The organism is Campylobacter concisus, from assembly GCF_002913945.1.
Taxonomy (GTDB): Bacteria; Campylobacterota; Campylobacteria; order Campylobacterales; family Campylobacteraceae; genus Campylobacter_A; species Campylobacter_A concisus_P.
Map to the genome: position 1 here is coordinate 28046 of NZ_POZK01000028.1, position 17260 is coordinate 45305.

General features: G+C 36.0%; 19 protein-coding genes. 7 read left to right on the forward strand and 12 right to left on the reverse strand.

What is annotated here, in order from left to right:
* Nucleotides 1-7: 7 nt before the first annotated feature.
* The 5 genes from thrB to CYP64_RS06310 form a co-directional block, all read right to left on the reverse strand.
* Entirely contained in the window at nt 8-892 is an 885-nt protein-coding gene (gene thrB / locus CYP64_RS06290; RefSeq protein ID WP_103649102.1) for a homoserine kinase, read from the reverse strand.
* A gap of 8 nt (nt 893-900) precedes the next feature.
* Nucleotides 901-1302, reverse strand: coding sequence for a glycoprotease (locus CYP64_RS06295; protein WP_103649103.1), 402 nt, complete (start codon nt 1300-1302; stop codon nt 901-903).
* 41 nt (nt 1303-1343) lie between these two features.
* Nucleotides 1344-2228 (reverse strand): UDP-3-O-acyl-N-acetylglucosamine deacetylase, encoded by an 885-nt coding sequence (gene lpxC, locus CYP64_RS06300; RefSeq protein WP_103649104.1) that lies wholly within the window; start codon nt 2226-2228, stop codon nt 1344-1346.
* Between the two features lie 61 nt (nt 2229-2289).
* Complete coding sequence (locus CYP64_RS06305; protein ID WP_103649105.1) at nt 2290-3660, reverse strand: M23 family metallopeptidase; 1371 nt, start codon at nt 3658-3660, stop codon at nt 2290-2292.
* A 62-nt stretch (nt 3661-3722) separates the two neighbouring features.
* Complete coding sequence (locus CYP64_RS06310) at nt 3723-4553, reverse strand: prephenate dehydrogenase (protein ID WP_084108777.1); 831 nt, start codon at nt 4551-4553, stop codon at nt 3723-3725.
* Between the two features lie 89 nt (nt 4554-4642).
* On the opposite strand from CYP64_RS06310, the gene bamA reads away from it, so the two are divergent.
* The 7 genes from bamA (at nt 4643) to recO (ending at nt 11311) form a co-directional block, all read left to right on the forward strand.
* The gene (gene bamA / locus CYP64_RS06315) at nt 4643-6898 is read left to right on the forward strand and encodes an outer membrane protein assembly factor BamA (protein WP_084108780.1); all 2256 of its coding nucleotides are present in this window, start codon (nt 4643-4645) and stop codon (nt 6896-6898) included.
* Nucleotides 6899-7028: 130 nt separating this feature from the next.
* Nucleotides 7029-7943, forward strand: coding sequence for an acetyl-CoA carboxylase, carboxyltransferase subunit beta (accD, locus tag CYP64_RS06320; protein ID WP_103649124.1), 915 nt, complete (start codon nt 7029-7031; stop codon nt 7941-7943).
* Between the two features lie 2 nt (nt 7944-7945).
* A complete protein-coding gene (locus CYP64_RS06325; RefSeq protein WP_103649106.1) occupies nt 7946-8401 on the forward strand; it encodes a 23S rRNA (pseudouridine(1915)-N(3))-methyltransferase RlmH in 456 nt (151 codons plus the stop codon).
* Nucleotides 8402-8411: 10 nt separating this feature from the next.
* Entirely contained in the window at nt 8412-8768 is a 357-nt protein-coding gene (gene dksA, locus CYP64_RS06330; RefSeq protein WP_035167251.1) for an RNA polymerase-binding protein DksA, read from the forward strand.
* A 9-nt stretch (nt 8769-8777) separates the two neighbouring features.
* On the forward strand, nt 8778-9776 hold the full coding sequence (locus tag CYP64_RS06335; RefSeq protein ID WP_103649107.1) for a uroporphyrinogen III synthase HEM4: 999 nt from the start codon (nt 8778-8780) through the stop codon (nt 9774-9776).
* Nucleotides 9773-10696, forward strand: a complete 924-nt coding sequence (locus tag CYP64_RS06340) for a tRNA dihydrouridine synthase (RefSeq protein ID WP_103649108.1) — start codon at nt 9773-9775, stop codon at nt 10694-10696. Before CYP64_RS06335 ends, CYP64_RS06340 begins: the two co-directional genes overlap by 4 nt.
* Entirely contained in the window at nt 10697-11311 is a 615-nt protein-coding gene (gene recO / locus CYP64_RS06345; RefSeq protein ID WP_103609165.1) for a recombination protein RecO, read from the forward strand.
* 221 nt (nt 11312-11532) lie between these two features.
* On the opposite strand, the gene CYP64_RS06350 is transcribed toward recO, so the two are convergent.
* From CYP64_RS06350 to tolB, 7 genes are all read right to left on the reverse strand, one after another.
* On the reverse strand, nt 11533-12291 hold the full coding sequence (locus CYP64_RS06350; protein ID WP_103588942.1) for a tRNA 2-thiocytidine biosynthesis TtcA family protein: 759 nt from the start codon (nt 12289-12291) through the stop codon (nt 11533-11535).
* Nucleotides 12288-12971: a 5'-methylthioadenosine/adenosylhomocysteine nucleosidase gene (locus tag CYP64_RS06355; protein WP_103649109.1), complete on the reverse strand. Its 684-nt coding sequence runs from the start codon at nt 12969-12971 to the stop codon at nt 12288-12290. The genes CYP64_RS06350 and CYP64_RS06355 overlap by 4 nt, the downstream gene beginning before the upstream one ends.
* On the reverse strand, nt 12968-13897 hold the full coding sequence (gene fabD / locus CYP64_RS06360; protein ID WP_103649110.1) for an ACP S-malonyltransferase: 930 nt from the start codon (nt 13895-13897) through the stop codon (nt 12968-12970). The genes CYP64_RS06355 and fabD overlap by 4 nt, the downstream gene beginning before the upstream one ends.
* A 9-nt stretch (nt 13898-13906) precedes the next feature.
* A complete protein-coding gene (locus tag CYP64_RS06365) occupies nt 13907-14497 on the reverse strand; it encodes an FKBP-type peptidyl-prolyl cis-trans isomerase (protein WP_258032977.1) in 591 nt (196 codons plus the stop codon).
* A 56-nt stretch (nt 14498-14553) separates the two neighbouring features.
* Complete coding sequence (locus CYP64_RS06370) at nt 14554-15396, reverse strand: tetratricopeptide repeat protein (RefSeq protein ID WP_103649112.1); 843 nt, start codon at nt 15394-15396, stop codon at nt 14554-14556.
* A gap of 17 nt (nt 15397-15413) precedes the next feature.
* Nucleotides 15414-15920: an OmpA family protein gene (locus tag CYP64_RS06375; RefSeq protein ID WP_021090913.1), complete on the reverse strand. Its 507-nt coding sequence runs from the start codon at nt 15918-15920 to the stop codon at nt 15414-15416.
* A gap of 64 nt (nt 15921-15984) precedes the next feature.
* Nucleotides 15985-17241, reverse strand: coding sequence for a Tol-Pal system protein TolB (gene tolB / locus CYP64_RS06380; RefSeq protein ID WP_103649113.1), 1257 nt, complete (start codon nt 17239-17241; stop codon nt 15985-15987).
* Nucleotides 17242-17260: the final 19 nt, after the last annotated feature.

A 17260-nucleotide genomic window follows, 5' to 3' on the forward strand; every position in this document is an offset into this window, starting at 1 on the left:
CTTGTTTTTAGCTTTGCGTAATTTCGTATCCATCGTTATCAAATGAAAAAACCTCAACCCTAAAATCACTAAATTTACTCTTTAAAATATCTTGTAAATTTTTAGCGTCATCTTTGTAAGCGATATTTAAAAAACTTGAACCTGAGCCTGAAAGCGTGCTCATTAAAGCGCCATTTTTATAAGCTACTTTTCTAACTTCAAAAAGCTCTTCTAAAGCGTGCATTCTACGCTCTTCGTGCATCAAATCTTTGCTTGCTATTTTTAAGAGATCATACTTTTTTTCATAAAAACAAGACGTTAAAAAAGCGGCATGAGATAAGTTATTCACACACTCTTTCATCGTATAGTTCTTTGGTAAAATTTGTCTTGACGAGGATGTACTCATTGGTTTATTTGGGATAACAACTACTGCCTTTATCTCATCGCTTAAATTTATTTTATTTGCGTAAACATTGCCATTTTTTACGATCGCGCTGACAAATCCACCGTGAACTGCTGGCGAGATATTATCAGGATGGGTTTCATAGATGATAGCTTTATTTAAAACTGTCTCTTTGTTTGCCTTAAAGCCAGCCATTTCGTACGCTGAAGCAATGGCTCCAACGATCACAGCGGAGCTACTACCAAGTCCCCTTGAAAATGGGATATTATTTTCAAAAACGACTCTAAAATTTTCATTTTTACCAGTTAGCTCAAAAAAAATTTCATTAAAAATACTTAAGAATATATTATTTCTCTTTAAATTTACACTTCCGCTGCCTTCGCCGTTTATAGACACTGAGCTAAATTTTGCTGGCTCGATTTTCACGCTATTAAAAAGCCTCAAACTAAGCCCCAAAGCATCGAAACCAGGACCCAAATTTGCACTTGTTGCAGGCACTAAGATATTCAAAATTTCTCCTAAACTGCTTGGATGATATAATCTGGAAGTGTATCTGAATTTAGTTTTAATTCATCTAAATTTAAAGGCAACCTAAATCCTACTGGCTCTACTTTTTCAAGTGAAATTTTGCCATCTTTTAAAATGAAGCTTAAATTTTTATTTGCTCTGATCGCTTGGCTGCCATTTAAGCTAAAGCCGCTAACCGCATAAAATTCGCAACCCTTTGCTAAAGAGAAAGTCTTTAAGATGACATAGGCCACCTTTAGCCCCATAAAGCTTCCTGGCGTATTTGCATAGATAATTTTTGTGATATTAAATTTAGAGGATAAATTTTCTAAGATTTTTATCAAAGCTTCACTGACATGTTCATCAGTCGTAATTTCATCAAATTTTACGCCGTCTTTATAAACCCCAACCAAGAGCGGAGTCGATAAAGAGACAACTAAAATTTCAATATTTTCTATGCAAATACCTTTTGATACTCTTTTAGAAGTTCGCCATTTAGAGTTGCGATCTCGTAGTTTTTCTCATCGGCCATCAAAGCAAGAGTTAATTTGTGATTTAGATCGTGACTTCCAGCAAATGCTGTATAATCGCCCAACAAAGGCGCCCCAAGCAAGCTTAAATCACCAATCGCATCTAAAATTTTGTGCCTTACAAACTCATTTTCAAATCTCAAACCTTCTGGATTTAGGATATGCGTATCATCGACTGCCACGGCATTATCAAGCGATGCACCAAGGGCTAAATTTTGAGCCTGCAAACGTTGTAAATCCTTCAAAAACCCAAAAGTTCTAGCACGAGCTATATTTTTTATAAAAGAGCTTTTACTAAAATCAAAAACATATCTTTGTTCACCAATAACTGGATGATCAAATTTTATCGTATAGTCAAATTTTGGACTTCTTGAAGGTGAAATTCGCACAAATTTAGAACCCTCAACGACTTCAACTTCACGTCTGACAAGAATTACCTTTTTGCCAGCATCAAGATATCTTATGCCAGCTTCATCAAGTAGCATACAAAAGCTTATCGCACTGCCATCCATCACTGGAATTTCATTTGCATCAACAGAGATTCTAATATTATCAATACCATAACCATTTATGGCTGACATCAGGTGTTCGATCGTACTAATAAAGCCCTTTTCGTTACCAACAACGGTTGCCATCTGCGTATTTATCACATTTTTAGGTTCGGCTTTAAAACTAATACCAAGATCTTCGCGGTGCAAAATAATACCAGAATTTGCATCAAGAGGTTCTAGTATAAGTCTTATCGGCTCACCTTTATGAAGCCCTATACCAACGGTCTCAACGCGTCTTGCGATAGTAGTTTGTTTCAAGAATTTTCCTTATATTTTTAATCCGCTTATGATAGCACTAAAAAATCAATTTTGCAAATTTTTAGTTCTTGTCTATCATCGCTTTTGCAGCATCTAAGACATTTATGATATTGTCTTTTATCCACTTTTTGTCCATCCATTGTTGTGGCCTTACCTCTTCACCTTGGACTAAAATTCCAAAGTGAAGGTGATCACCAAGTGCAAGACCGCTAGTTCCAGTAGTGCCTATCTGATCGCCAGCAGCTACCATATCGCCTTCTTTTACTCTAGTGCTTGAGCAGTGTCCATAAAGCGAATAAAGCCCAAATCCATGATCGATCACAATATTTAATCCATAAATTCCATTTTCGGATGCAAGTACGACACGACCAGCATTACTAGCTATTATAGGAGCCGCTGCCACACTTGCAAAGTCTATTCCCATGTGCCAAGATTCGCTTACTTGCTCGTTATTATATGTATAGTATCGGTGATCGGCGAAGTCAGCCACTTTTTTACCATTTCTTAGTGGATAAAACGGAGTCACACTAAAGCCAGTTAACATCTCATCGCCAGGATTTGTAGTAAGTGCTGTTATCTTTTCCTCATTTGAGTTTCTAAGTGTTTCATTGACAAATCTCATTTTCTCAAGCCTTGAAAGCGCGCTTGGATCTTTTGCATATTGATCAGTTAGATCAACTATCTTACCATCTAAAAATCTATCATTTAATGCAATAGTTGAAGTTTTATACTTTACATTTTCATAAAAATATCTAACATGTGACTTGCTTTCGTTGCCTGCAAAGTCTCTTGCAATGACTTCTGCGCTAAAATTTTCAACCTGAACTGGCCAAGCAACGAGTGCTGCATAAAAGCCCTCTTTATAAAATGGCACTGCCTTAAATTTCTTACCAAAATTTGTCTGGACATAGACCTCTTTTAGCTGGTTATCAGTTGCTCTAAACACCACAACAGCGCTACCACCTTTTGAGATAGAATAAGACTGTGAAAGCACGTAAAGATCAGGTTTTGAAGTATCAAGCACTACTTCGACTTTTTTACTAGCTTTATTGCCAGTAAAAAAGCTCCATTTGCTAGTATCTACAGCTTCGATATTCATCTCATAGGTATCTTTTTGAGCAAAAAAGCCAGTCTTTGGAAAGGTTAAATTTACATCAAGCTCAGTACTTGGATTTTGTATGATTTGATTTAACAAATTTAGATCATTTTTCCCATCATTCATACTAATTCGTACAAATTTTATACCACTATCGTCTTTAAATTTGATATTCATTGGGGTTCTAAGATTCCAATAAACCTTATCAGCAACACCAATTATCGGTTCATTTCGCTCAAAATCTTTTGACATCAAAGCATAGCCAAAGCCACCGGCTAAAATTAAAATTAGCAAAAGCACAACAATACCAAAACCGCCAATTCCACGTCTATACATATATTTTTACCTTAAATTTAATTTGCAAAATTTTACACGTAAATCAATAAATTTTTAGTTAATTACAAAATTTCTCTTACAGCTCTAGCGTCGCTCATCCATGCAAAAAGCTCATCCCAGCGTTCATCTTTGATGAGATCTTTGCACAAATTTAGCTCTTTTTCAAACATATTTATGGCTTCAACAACATTATTTTTATTTTGCTTAAAAATATCGCTCCACATAAAAGGCGAACTCTTTGCGACACGTATCATGCCCTTAAATGTAGGTCCGCCAAGCGCTACGATGTGCCTTTTGTCTTCCTCTTTTAAAATCCCACTAGCAAGCGAAAACGCAATAGCATGCGGCAGATGAGAGATGAGACCCACGTGATGATCATGCTCCTTTGCACTCATGAAAATGATCTTCATGCCAAGACAAGAAAATAACTCAACGCTTCTTTTTACATGTTTTTCTGCGCTCTCAGCAAAGTCACAAACGATAACAGTTGCCCCTGTGTAAAGTGATTTAAAGGCAGCCTCTGGACCAGAATACTCAGTACCTGCCATCGGGTGAGCTGGGATGAAATTTTTACGAATTTTTTCTGGCACAGCTTCTATTATCTTTTGTTTGGTTGAGCCAAAATCAATGATAGTTGTATCTTCGCTAATATCGGTTAAATTTTGCACTATTGATACGATAGCTTCAACTGGCACAGCCAAAAAGATGATGTCACACTTCTTTTTCATCTCGTCAATGCTTAAAATTTCATGCACCAAGCCAAGTTCTAAGGCCTTTTTGCTATGATTTTCATCTTTGTCATATCCACTAACACAAGAGATTAATTTTTCATCTTTTAGTGCAAGACCAAGCGAGCCACCCATAAGACCAAGTCCGATGATACCTATTTTCATAAAAAACCTTCAAAATTATAAAATTTAAATTTATTAAAAATAAAATATGATATTATACGCACTTATACTAAAACTCTAGGTTAAATTTAATGAAAAAGAAATTATTTTTATTAGCATTAGCTTTTAGCGGCCTAAGCGCACAAACAATCCAGTCAATAAATTTTAAAGGCCTAATTCACCTTTCGCCTGAAGTAGCAAGCCAAATAATGGGACTAAAAGTCGGTCAGGATTTGACTCCAAAGCTTAGCGATAAGGCGATCACAAATTTATACAAACAAAACTATTTCGACGATATCTATATAGAAGATACAGGCAATGGTAATCTTTTAGTAGCTGTAAAAGAGAAGCCAAGTGTTGCTAGGGTCGATCTAAAAGGCGTCGTAACAAATGACAAAACTGCCATAGAGTCGTTAATCAATATCAAACCAGGCAATATGTACGATGAGCTTACAATTGAAAAAACTAAAGAGAGAATTCGTCAGTATTATGAGTCAAAGGGTTATTTTGATACCGTTGTAGACGTAGAAAAACAACCAGTTGCAGATAATGACAGCTCACTTTTTATAACACTCAATATAAACCGTGGCGAAAATATGATAATCAAAAATGTAAATTTAGTCGGTGCAAAAGAGTTTGATTATGACGACATTGAGCCAGTAGTTGCAAATAAAAGTAGAGAATTTATGGGCTGGCTTTGGGGCAGAAACGATGGTAAAGTTAAACTTTTCGAGCTTGAAAATGATCCAGCAAGAATACAAGACAAATATTTCCAAAAAGGCTATTTAGACGCGACTATTTCGTCACCTTATTTAAATTCATCGTTTGATAATTACACGGCTGATCTTACTTATTATGTTCATGAAGGTGAGCCTTATAAGGTTTCAAATGTAAGCATTACAGCACCTGAAGAGCTGGAGCTTGATACTAAAAAGATCATAGATGACTTTAGGCTTGAGGCTGGTGATACGATGAACTCAGCAAGACTTCGCCAAGATATGAAAAAGCTCGATGATATGGTTGCTGATAAAGGTTATGCATTTGTAAAAGTCTATCCAAAGACTGATAAATTTGATGAAAATAAAACTGTCGATATTGATTATGAAGTCGATCCTGGCGAGAAAGTATATATAAGAAATGTTCAAATTTCAGGAAATGATAGAACTGTTGACCGCGTTGTAAGACGTGAACTTTATCTAACCGAAGGAAATTTATATAGTAGAACCGACCTTCAAGACTCAAAAGATGCATTAAAAAGAACAAGCTACTTTGACGATGTCGAGATAGAAGAAGATCCAGTTGATAAAAATACAGTCGATCTAAAAGTAAAAGTAAAAGAAGCCTCAACTGGCTCTATAAGCGGTGGTATCGGATACGGTAGCAGTGACGGACTACTACTAAACGCTGCACTTTCTGATACAAATATCTTTGGCTCTGGCCTTCAAGGACAAGTAAGCGTAGATAAGAGTGACAGAGAGCTTTCAGGTCAGATAAGCCTTACAAACCCAAGAATTTTCGACTCAGAGTATAGCCTTGGTGGAACACTTTACGCAAATGACTATGACTGGAGAACATATAAAGAGAGAAGCTATGGCTTTAGCACAACACTAGGTAGAAAACTAACTAGAAATTTAAGCGCATCGCTTACTTACAATATTGAGCAAAGCAAAATTACTTTAAAAGATGATGAACTAAGAGATATCAACACAAAAACTAAAAAAGAAATTTATAGAGAAGGTAAAGCTATAAAAAGTGCCATAACTCCGGCTTTAACATATAATAGCACCGATGATTATTACTTACCAAGACGTGGCATCATAGCTAGTACATCATTTGAGATAGCTGGGCTTGGTGGCGATATAGACTTTATCAAAAATCGCACAAATTTTAACTACTATCTAGGCCTTAGAGAATACATCGACTACGATCTTATCTTAAGATACAAAGCAAGCTTTGGCAAAATTTGGGAAAGAGGATATACTCCGATCAACGAAAGACTTTATCTTGGTGGTATAAGAAGCTTACGTGGTTACGAAAGCAGAACTGTATCTCCAAAGGTAAAATATAATGGCGACTACTACGAATATGGTGGCGAAACTTCGTTTAATAATTCAGCTGAAATAAGCTTCCCTATAATAGATCGTGTCAAAATGCGTGGCGTTGTATTTTATGACTACGGCATGATCGGTGAGAATAGCCTAAATGAGATAAAAAGATCATCAGTTGGCACTGGCATCGAGTGGATAACTCCTATCGGACCACTTCAACTAATCTTTGCAAAAGCTCTTAAACCTAAAGAGGGCGATGATACAAATACATTTGAATTTACTATCGGAAGACGCTTCTAACAAGATACTTTTAAAAGGGGCTAGCTTGCCCCTTAAACCTCCACAAATAAACAAACTTTAAGTCATATAAGAAAAAGCAAGGCAAACATTAGATATAATCCCACAATTTTTAATATAAGTGGGTAAAAATATGAATTTCTCAGATATTTTTTCAAAGATAAGAAAAGCTCAACCTCGTCCAGAAGAAGCACCTACACACTGGGTAAAATGCGATAATTGTCACTCACTGATGTACTACAAAGAAGTTGAAGCTTGTTTTAATGTATGCCCAAAATGCGGCTATCATATGAGATTAAAAGCTACTGATCGTATAAATTTGATCTGCGATGAAGAAACCTTTGTAGAATTTGACGCAAATTTAAAACCGGTAGATCCATTAAATTTTGTTGATAAAAAATCATACAAAAAAAGAATCACAGAAAATAAAGAAAAAACAGGACGCACAAGCTCAGTGATATGTGGCGAAGGCAAATGCGATGGGCAAGAAATCCAGCTAGTTGTTTTTGACTTTGGCTTCATGGGTGGTTCGCTAGCTTCAGTTGAGGGTGAAAAGATAGTAAGAGCGATAAAACGAGCGATAGAAAAACGCCAAGCTTTAGTCATAGTGAGTGCTTCAGGTGGAGCTAGAATGCAAGAGAGCACATTTTCTTTGATGCAAATGTCAAAGACATCAGCCGCTTTAAAACTACTTGATGAAGCAAAGCTGCCTTATATCTCAATACTTACTGATCCGACAATGGGTGGCGTTAGTGCTTCTTTTGCTTGGCTTGGAGATCTAATAATCGCCGAACCTGGCGCATTAATAGGCTTTGCTGGTCAAAGGGTCATCAAACAAACCATTGGTGCTGACCTTCCAGAGGGATTTCAAAGAGCCGAGTTTTTATTAGAACATGGCTTAATCGATGCTATTGTGCCAAGAAGCGAACATAAAAAATATATAAGCGATATGGTTAAATTTCTCACAAACAATAGGACAATACATCAAAAAGATAAACAAGATGAGAGTGGAAGCAACTTTGAACTAAAACTAAAAACCAAAGGCTAAATTTGGAAATTTCAGTTTTTAGCATTCAAAAATCATTACGTGACAACTTTGAAAACGAAATACAAGAATATATAAAAATGAGTGCAAAATTTGCTAAGATAAACGATAAAGTCTTTTTCAATGAAAAAATAGCAAAAGCTCAAAGCACTGGAAAAAGCGAAGCATTAAGAGCTTATGATGAAATTTACGAACCAAATTTAAAAGGTTTTTGCGTAATGCTTGATGAAAATGGCTTGCAACTTGATAGCCAAGAATTTGCACAAATTTTAAACTCAAATTCACAAATTAACTTTTTCATAGGTGGAGCTTACGGCCTTAGCCAAAATTTAAAGAATAAAGCGCAAAAAATCATAAGCTTGAGCAAGATGACGATGGCGCATAAGGTTGCCAAGCTTGTACTTTTTGAGCAAATTTTTAGAGCACTTTGCATAAATGCAAACCACCCATACCACAAATAAAGGAATATAAATGACACAAACTGAGCTAAATTTTTTTAAAAAATTACTTGAAGAAAGAAAATTACAGATCAAAAAAAATATCTATGATTCATCTGTTGAAGTAAATGGCTTAAGAGATAGTGGTGTAAGCGACGAGTTTGATATAGCTTCAGTGAATACAGACCAGCTAATAGAGCATTCCATCTCGACGCAACAAAGAGCGGAGCTATCAGAGATAGATGAAGCACTAGAGAAGATAGCAAATAAAACTTATGGAATTTGTGATATGTGTGAGGAGGAGATCAGCATACCGCGACTAAAAGTAAAACCACATGCAAAATACTGTATAACTTGCCGTGAAATAATCGAAAAAACAGCAAAAAACTAAGGAGAAAACATGAAAACTAGAAAATTTCTCATCTACTGCATAATCTATATAGTAGTTGTTGCAGGGCTTACTTATTCTCTTAATAGTTCTGATTACACATTTGAGCTTTTAGGCCAAACTATAACTTTGCCAATTGCTATTTGGGTCGCTCTTCCAGTAGCTGTTTTAGCACTTCTTGCCCTACTTCATATCGCTTATCATGGATATGCTTTTTATAGATATAAAAAATGGATCAAAAAAGATAGCCAGCTTTATAAAGATTTAGCCAAAGAGACGCTTCTTGGCTTTGAGAGCAATAAAGACTTTAAAACCGACACTTACAAGATCGCCTCACAGCTTACTCGTTCTATCTCACCAGTAGGCGAGCTTAAAGATGTCGGTGTAGATGATGCCGAGATAAACAATATCTTACAAACTATAAAAAGTATAAAAAATAAAGAGATCGTCGATCTAAAGAAATTTAGATTAGCAAAAGATAGCAAGTTAAATATCCTAAATGAGCTAAATAAAATCGAGCAACTACCTACTTACTATCTTGACATATTTAAAAATCAAGATCAAAACGAGAGCCTTAAAAAAGCTGCATTTGATAAACTTATAAAAGTAGCTTCTTTTAGCGAGATCAAAAGATTAAATTTTGAACTAGTGAGTGAAGATATAATGCTTATTATTACCCGCTTTGTAAATGACGAGATCGATCTAAGCAGTGATGAAATTTTTGATCTTTTAAACAACGCAAAAGTGACAAAAGCACAATACGACAAAGCAGCCATAATGCTTAAAAATAAGCTAAAACCAGATGCATATATCGGCATCTTTGAGAAGCTAAAAAGCATCCATGCTGACGCTGATGAGGCTTACGTATATGCGCTATTTGAGCTTCAGATGCTTGATAAAGTAAGAGAGGCTATCGAAGGTAGCGACCCAGATGAGTTTAAAGAGATAAAGGTCTTGCTGTTTTTACGAGATAACGGCAAAATGGTGCCTAGCTCGCTATTTTTTAAATGATAGACTTTAGCAAAAAGCCACTTTTCTTAGCGCCTCTTGCTGGCTTTTCTGACTTACCATTAAGAAGCGTAGTTAAGAAATTTGGCTGCGATATCACTGTTAGCGAAATGATCAGCGCAAACGCTCTAGTATATGAGAGCAGTGATAAAACGCTTGAAATGATTAAAAAATCCCCAAACGAAGAGCCTTACATCGTTCAAATAGCTGGTAATGACACAGAAAATATAAAAAAAGCTGTGCAAATCATCAATAAATTTGATGGAGTTTATGGGCTCGATCTAAACTGCGGCTGCCCCGTACCAAAGGTCGTTAGACAAGGGGCGGGTTCTGCTTTACTAAACGATCTTGATAAGCTTCAAAGCATAATCTCAGCCATAAAAAGTGTCTCAAACAAAGAGAGCCTGAGTGTTAAATTTAGACTTGGCTTTAATGATAAAAATGAGATCAAAATCGCAAAAGCCTGCGAAGAAGCTGGCGCAAACTACATCGCAGTGCATGGACGCACCAGAGCTGGCGGATACAGTGCAAAGGTTGATTACGAAGCGATCGCTAGAGTAAAGGCTAGTGTAAAAATTCCAGTCGTCGCAAATGGCGATATAAATGCACAAAATGCAGATGAAATTTTAAATCTTACAAAGTGTGACGCTCTAATGATCGGCAGAGCAAGCATCGGCAATCCTTGGATATTTCACGAGATTAAGACTAAAACTAGCGTAGATAAAGTACTAAAACGAAGGATCATCCTAGCGCACTTTGATGCGATGATCGAGCACTACGGAGAGCATGGACTTTGCATATTTAGAAAGCACCTGCATCAATACAGCAAGGGCATCGACGGCGCAACAACCTTTAGAAATGATATAAATTTTATTAAAGACGTGACAGCGATGAGAGAGCGTATAAGGGAGTTTTTTGCCTAGATGCAAGGCTACATCCTGCGCGTGCAAAAGGTCAGAGACGAGGACCTTTTAGTCTTTGTGCTAACGCCAAATTTGCTCGTAAAGTCGTATAGATTTTTTGGCGCACGGCACTCAAACATCATGACTGGCTACAAGATCGACTTTGAGCTAGAGCAAGAGGCAAAATTTCTACCAAAGCTTAGAAGCATACTTCATCTTGGCTTTAAATGGCTGCTAGAGCGCGATAAGCTCATTATTTGGCAGCAGTTCATGCGCCTACTTTATGATCATCTAAAAGAGGTCGAGCAGCTCGATGAAATTTATTTTAACGAGCTTGATCGCTGTGCCAAACAGATGCAGCTACAAAATCCAAAGCGCCTTATCATCGAAAGCTACGTTAAAATTTTAGAGTATGAAGGTAGGCTTCACAGCGAGCTTGAGTGCTTTATCTGTGATGAGGAGATAGAGAGCGAGCTTTGCCTAACTCGTGGCTTTTTGCCCTCTCACAAGCACTGCCTAGATAGGAGCGAATTTGACGCTGGTAAGATCAAAAATTTATTTGATACAAAAAGCACGATCGAGCTAAATGACGATGAGATAAACCGCCTTTATAAAATTTTACTTGACGGACTTTAAGCTATACTTGCTATCTTAAATATCTATCATCTTATTCTTTAAAGTATATGACTATTTTTTAACTTCAAATTTCCAAATTATAAAATTATAACCAAAGAGTAAAAAATTTTTAAAAAGAAGATTAAAAATTGCTGTTTTTTATTTATTTTGATAAAAGCCAATTAAAATAGAAATATTTATAGCTTGCTTCTTAGGATTAGTCCCAAAAAGCAAGTAAAATTTTACTCTTCACTACTACTATTGAGAGCAAAAAAAGTATCAGTATGGATATTTTCAAATGCTGCTTTTAGCGAAGTAAAAAGTTTTGGATTTTCTTTTTCTAAAGTCGCTAAAAGCTGTTTGGTTTCATATCTAGCATGCGGCATCTTCACGTCAAATCTCATTGCAGGGCATGCTTCATCACCAATGACTCTTAATTCATTTTTGATAGCATTTTCGCGAAGCTGTCTCTCGCGAACGAAGATAAATGGCCTAATAACCGTGATTCCATTTTTTGCAGTATATTTTGGAGCAAGCGTCCTTAGTGCACCATTATAGGTAAAATTCATAAAAAAGCTCTCCGCCGCATCATCTAAATGATGAGCAATCGCGAGTTTATTAAAACCATGCTTTAAGGCGTAAGTATAAAGATAACCTCTTCTCATACGAGAAAAGAAACTACAAAAACTAGAATTCTTACGGATTTTCTCTTTTGAAATTTCAAAAATTGAGCTATCTATTACTTCGTGCTCTATTCCGTGCTCATTGCAATGCTTTGTAAGATAAGCGTAGTCCTCACCCATGCCGTAGCTTAGTGTTACTGCTTTAAACTCAAATTTTTCAGGTGTAACGTTTTGGATATGCTTTAGTACGTGAGCTAGTGCGAGGCTATCTTTACCACCGCTAAGACCAAGCAAGATATTATCTCCGCCCTCTATCATCTTGTATCTGGCATTTGTCTGACCAACTTGCCTAAGAAGCCTTTTACTAAGCTCTATCATAAGCTTTCTACCATTTCAAGTATAAATTTTGCACTAACATTTGCTGAATCTTGCAAAAATTTATCAAAGTCAAACTCTGCTGCATCACCAGCTCCATCGCTGATAGCTCTTAGTATAAAAAATGGCACACCAAGTGTTTCGCAAACTAGTGCAACGCTAGCACCTTCCATCTCGGTAGCGCTCGCATTAAATATCTTTTTAATCCAAGCTTTCTTTTCATTATCGCAGATAAACTGATCTCCAGTCGCAATAATACCAGCGCTTAAGCTCATATCTTTTTTACCAGCTATCTTTTTTGCCAGTTCATTTAGTCCTTCATCGCTTTTAACAAATATACTTGTGCCTGGTACATAGCCATAAGGATGGCCAAAGGCCGTGATATCAAGATCATGTTGCACTAAGCTAGTAGCATAAAGCATATCGCCTATTTTTAAACTCTCATCAAGTGAGCCAGCTACGCCAGTAAAGAGCAACTTTGAGGCCTTAAATTTTTCTATCATTAAAGTTGCCGTTATGGCTGCATTTACCTTGCCTATCTTTGAATAGGCAATGACTAGCTCTTTTCCTTTATAGTTTGCTAAGTAAAATTTATTATTTGCATATTGAACAGTTTTATATTCACCAACCATTTCAAGGATCGGTGTTATCTCCTCTTGCATGGCTCCTAGTATCGCTATCATCTCTCCTCCAAAATTTTCACAACTTCTTCAAGGCTTGCCATATCGGTAATACTATAAGTTGACTTTTCGGTAATTTTTTTATTGATACCCTTTAATGTCACAGCACCAAGCTCGATAAAACAATCAACATCATTTTCATAGTTTTTAATGCTTTGTTTATAGCAAACTGGTTTTATTAGCTGCTCTTTTAGCAGGACTAGTGCTTCACTTTTATCGGTATAAATTTTAGCATTTACATTTGAGACAACTGGAGAAAAATTGGTAGCTAAAGTACTCTCAAGCTCGCTTGCCAACCTAACACTAGCTGGCTCAAGTATCGGACAATGGCTTGCTACTGACATATTTAAAAGCATTGCTCTTTTTGCACCAGCTTCTTTAAATTTTGCTTCATAGCTAGCAAGATCAGCTCTTACACCAGCGACAACGATTTGTCCATCGCAGTTGTAGTTTGCAGCATAAATTTGTAAGCCTTCTTCTCTTGCTTTTTTACAAATTTCTTCAACCACTTCATCACTAAGTCCAAGAACTACCATCATGCCGGCATCTTTGCCAACGCAGGCTTCTTGCATAAATTTACCACGCAAATTTACAAGCCTAATCGCATCAATAAAATTAAATGCTCCACTAACTGCAAGAGCAGTAAATTCTCCAAGTGAGTGCCCAAGGCTAAATTCTGGTTTTTCTTTAATAAAATTTGAAAAAGCCAAATAAGTCATTAGTGAGTTTAAAACGATAGCTGGCTGAGTAAATTCTGTTTTATCCAACTTATGGTTTTGTATAAATAAAAGCTCTTTGTAATCAATGCCAGTATCATTACAAGCATCATTTAAAAGTAATTTAGCAGTAGAAAAATTTTCGTAAAAGTCTTTTCCCATACCAATACTTTGCGAGCCTTGGCCCGCAAAAACAAAAGCAAATTTTTTCATTTTAGCTTCTTAGTGATGGTGATGTCCGTGTCCACCGCAACCGCAACCGCCATCCTCATGTCCGTGTCCATGACCTCCGCAGCACTCATGTTCATGCTCATGATCGTGACCACCGCAACCGCAAGTATGAGCCCCAGCTACCATGCCTGTTGCTTTTTCATCTTCTGTCGCATCTCTAACTTCTAAAACTTCAACATTAAATAACAAATCTTTACCAGCATATGGGTGATTAAAATCAACTGTTACTTCGTTATCTTTGATCTCTTTAACAATAACACGAACGCTTGAGCCATCCTCATTTTGACCAAAAAGTTCCATTCCTTCATGTAAATCTATACCAGCAAACTGCTCTTTTGGTAACGACTGAATGGCCTCATTATTATATTCACCACAACCCTCTGCTGCCTTTACGCTTATAGTTGCTCTTTCGCCTGATTTTAGTTTACTTACTTCTTCTTCAAGCTTTTCTATAATATGGCCATGCCCTGTTATAAATGAAATTTGGCCACCTTCTTGCATGTTTGACTCTAAAATTTCACCAGTGTTAGCATCTTTTAGTTCGTAAAACATAGTTATAACTTGATCTTTACTCACAATAATCTCCTTAGATTTGGTTTCTCGATTAATGTGGGATTATATCTAAAAAAGATTAAAATTTAGTTTCTATTGGGAGAGGCTTTGGCTTCTTTGCTATCTGGATAACCGACTTTTAAAGCCTTATAAAATCTATTTGCACTTTGCGTGTCACCTATCTTATCAAAGCTTATAGCTGTGTGATATAGAAGTTTTGGTGTATAGTCAGCCTTATCTTCGTTCTGTATGCTTTTTTTGTAGTATTGTATAGCTGTACTGTATGATTTTTGACTGTAAGCAACTTCACCTAAATAATAATTTGTTGCACCAGTTTTATAGCCTTTTTTATTTAAATATTCAAAATATTCAGCTGCTTCTGTGCTATTGCCAGAATTTAGAAGTTTAATGCCATCAGCCAAAATATCTTTATCGCTTTTTCCACTAAAATTTGAAGTTGGCTTACTTTGTTGTTTTGGATTTGCATTTTGCTTTGGTTGGGCAGCATTTTTATCCATTATTGCACCTAATTTATTTAAGGCAGCAGTAATATTTTTGTAGTTTTTGTCTTGTATATCTCTAGTTTCATCAACATAAGCCTTCAATGATGTCAAACTTACACCAGAATCACTTATGCCACCATTTACCTTCGTCTCTATATCATTTATTCTTTGCTCAAGCTTATTCATTCTAGCACTCATGCTCTCAAACAAGCTTTGCAAACCTTGAAGTTGTTCTAAAACACTATTCATATTCTCTTCAATATTTTGAACACTTCGCTTATTATTTAGGGTAACTTTTTCATTGTCGGTTAGACCATATGGATTCGCACTATCCATATTGCCTGCATCAAAAGCTGAAATCTCTTGGCCGGAGGTAATAGAGATAGTGGCTCCAATCAGAGCCACTACAATTATTTTTTTATTCATTATTATTTAATTATAAATTACGGAAGTACTTTGAAATCTGCACGTCTATTTTGAGCATCGCAAGCTTTTGTTTTGTCTGTACAAACTGGATTGCTTTCTCCAAAACTAACTACAGCGATTCTATCAGCACTAACGCCATTTCTTACAAGAGCATCTTTAGCACTTTTAGCACGTTTTAAACCAAGAGCATAGTTATACTCATCTGTACCCCACTCATCGCAGTTACCTTCTACTTTTATAGAAAGAGCTTGAGCGTCAGCTTGGTTGAATACTGATGCATTTGAGCTAACAACACCTTGTTGATCAGCTTTGATATTAAATTTATCAAAGTCAAAGTATACACTTTTAACTTGACTCTCGATATTAGCAATAAGAGCTGCTAATCTATCAGCATCGCTCATGCTACCTGAATTGTCTGCAGATTGATTTGAATTTGAATTCATATCAACTTCAGGGTTTTTTGAGCTACAACCGCTCAACAATAAAGTTGCAACTGCAACACTTGCTAGAACTACTTTTTTCATTCCTTATCCTTTTTTAGAAATTTGGTCGAATTATATCATAAAAATTTTAAATTTTATCAGAATCTTACCAATCTATAGATTGAATTTTTCCTACTTTTAAAGGAAACTGAAAACTTCTGTTTTCATTTAACCTAACAACTCCTAGTGAACTTTGACCGCCAAGCTCTTTTATAAAGACAACACTTTGCCCATCGCTTGAGAATCTTGGATAGTTATTTTTACCATTTGCTGTAAGCTGACGTATAAAATCAGTCTGAGTTGAAATTAGATATATATTAAAGCTACCACTTGCTTCTCTACTTGAATAAACAACATAATTTTCAAATGTGCTTACAGAGTTGTTATTCTTACCATGAAATACCATTTGTTCAACGCTTCCGCCAGAAATCGCAGGAGTTGCAAAAACGTTAGGATAACCAAGCCTATCTGATACAAAAACTATTTTGCTATCATTATCTACAAAATTTCCATTTACATCTATGCCTGGATAATTAGTAATCTGCGTCAAATTTTTACTATTTGTATTATAGATAAAGATATCTGGTTGATCTTTTGGTGCCATAGTTAATAAAATTTTACTTCCATCTTTACTAACATCTGAGGCTATAAGCATGCCAATGCTATCGATTATCTTTGTTTTTGTACCAGAGTTTAGATCATATCTAAATAAAGTTGGTTTATTATTTATATAAGATGTATAGTAAAATTTACTTTGATCAGCTCCAGCCCATTTAGGAAAAATATTTAGCCCGCCACTTACTATAGTCTTTTGATATGTAAGTGTATAATCAGCAACTATGATAGAGCTTTGGCGAGCTGAAGTATATTTTGAAAGAATAATAAATTTTTCCATCCAGCCAACTGGTGGTAAATTTAGTTCATTAGTAAGCTCAACTATACTTTTATGAGCCAAAAACGGATACTTTGCGCCGTCTGGCATAGTGTAAACCTTCTCATATCTTGTAGTTGCTGTTTTAGCGTTTATCAGTTTTACTCTTAAAGTAAGAGGTGAGCCCATAGAGCCTTCAAGAGCATATCTAAAGATAAGTTCGACGCCTTTATCACTCATTGTATTAGTAGTCGCATCTCCTTCATAGGTAGAAGGCACATGATCTTCGATTACTTCAAAATCGGAACTAACCTTTAGATCTCCTAGCATGATTTTAAAGAATTTATCTTTAAAACCCATATCGCTAACAGCAGTTGTTGCATCTTGCAAAGCTATCTTTGGCAAGGCAATACCTTGATTTACAACAGATATGGTTGCATCAGCAGCATAAAGCCCTAGAGCAACACATAAAAAAAGAAAAATTTTCTTCATCTCTACTCCATAATTTTAT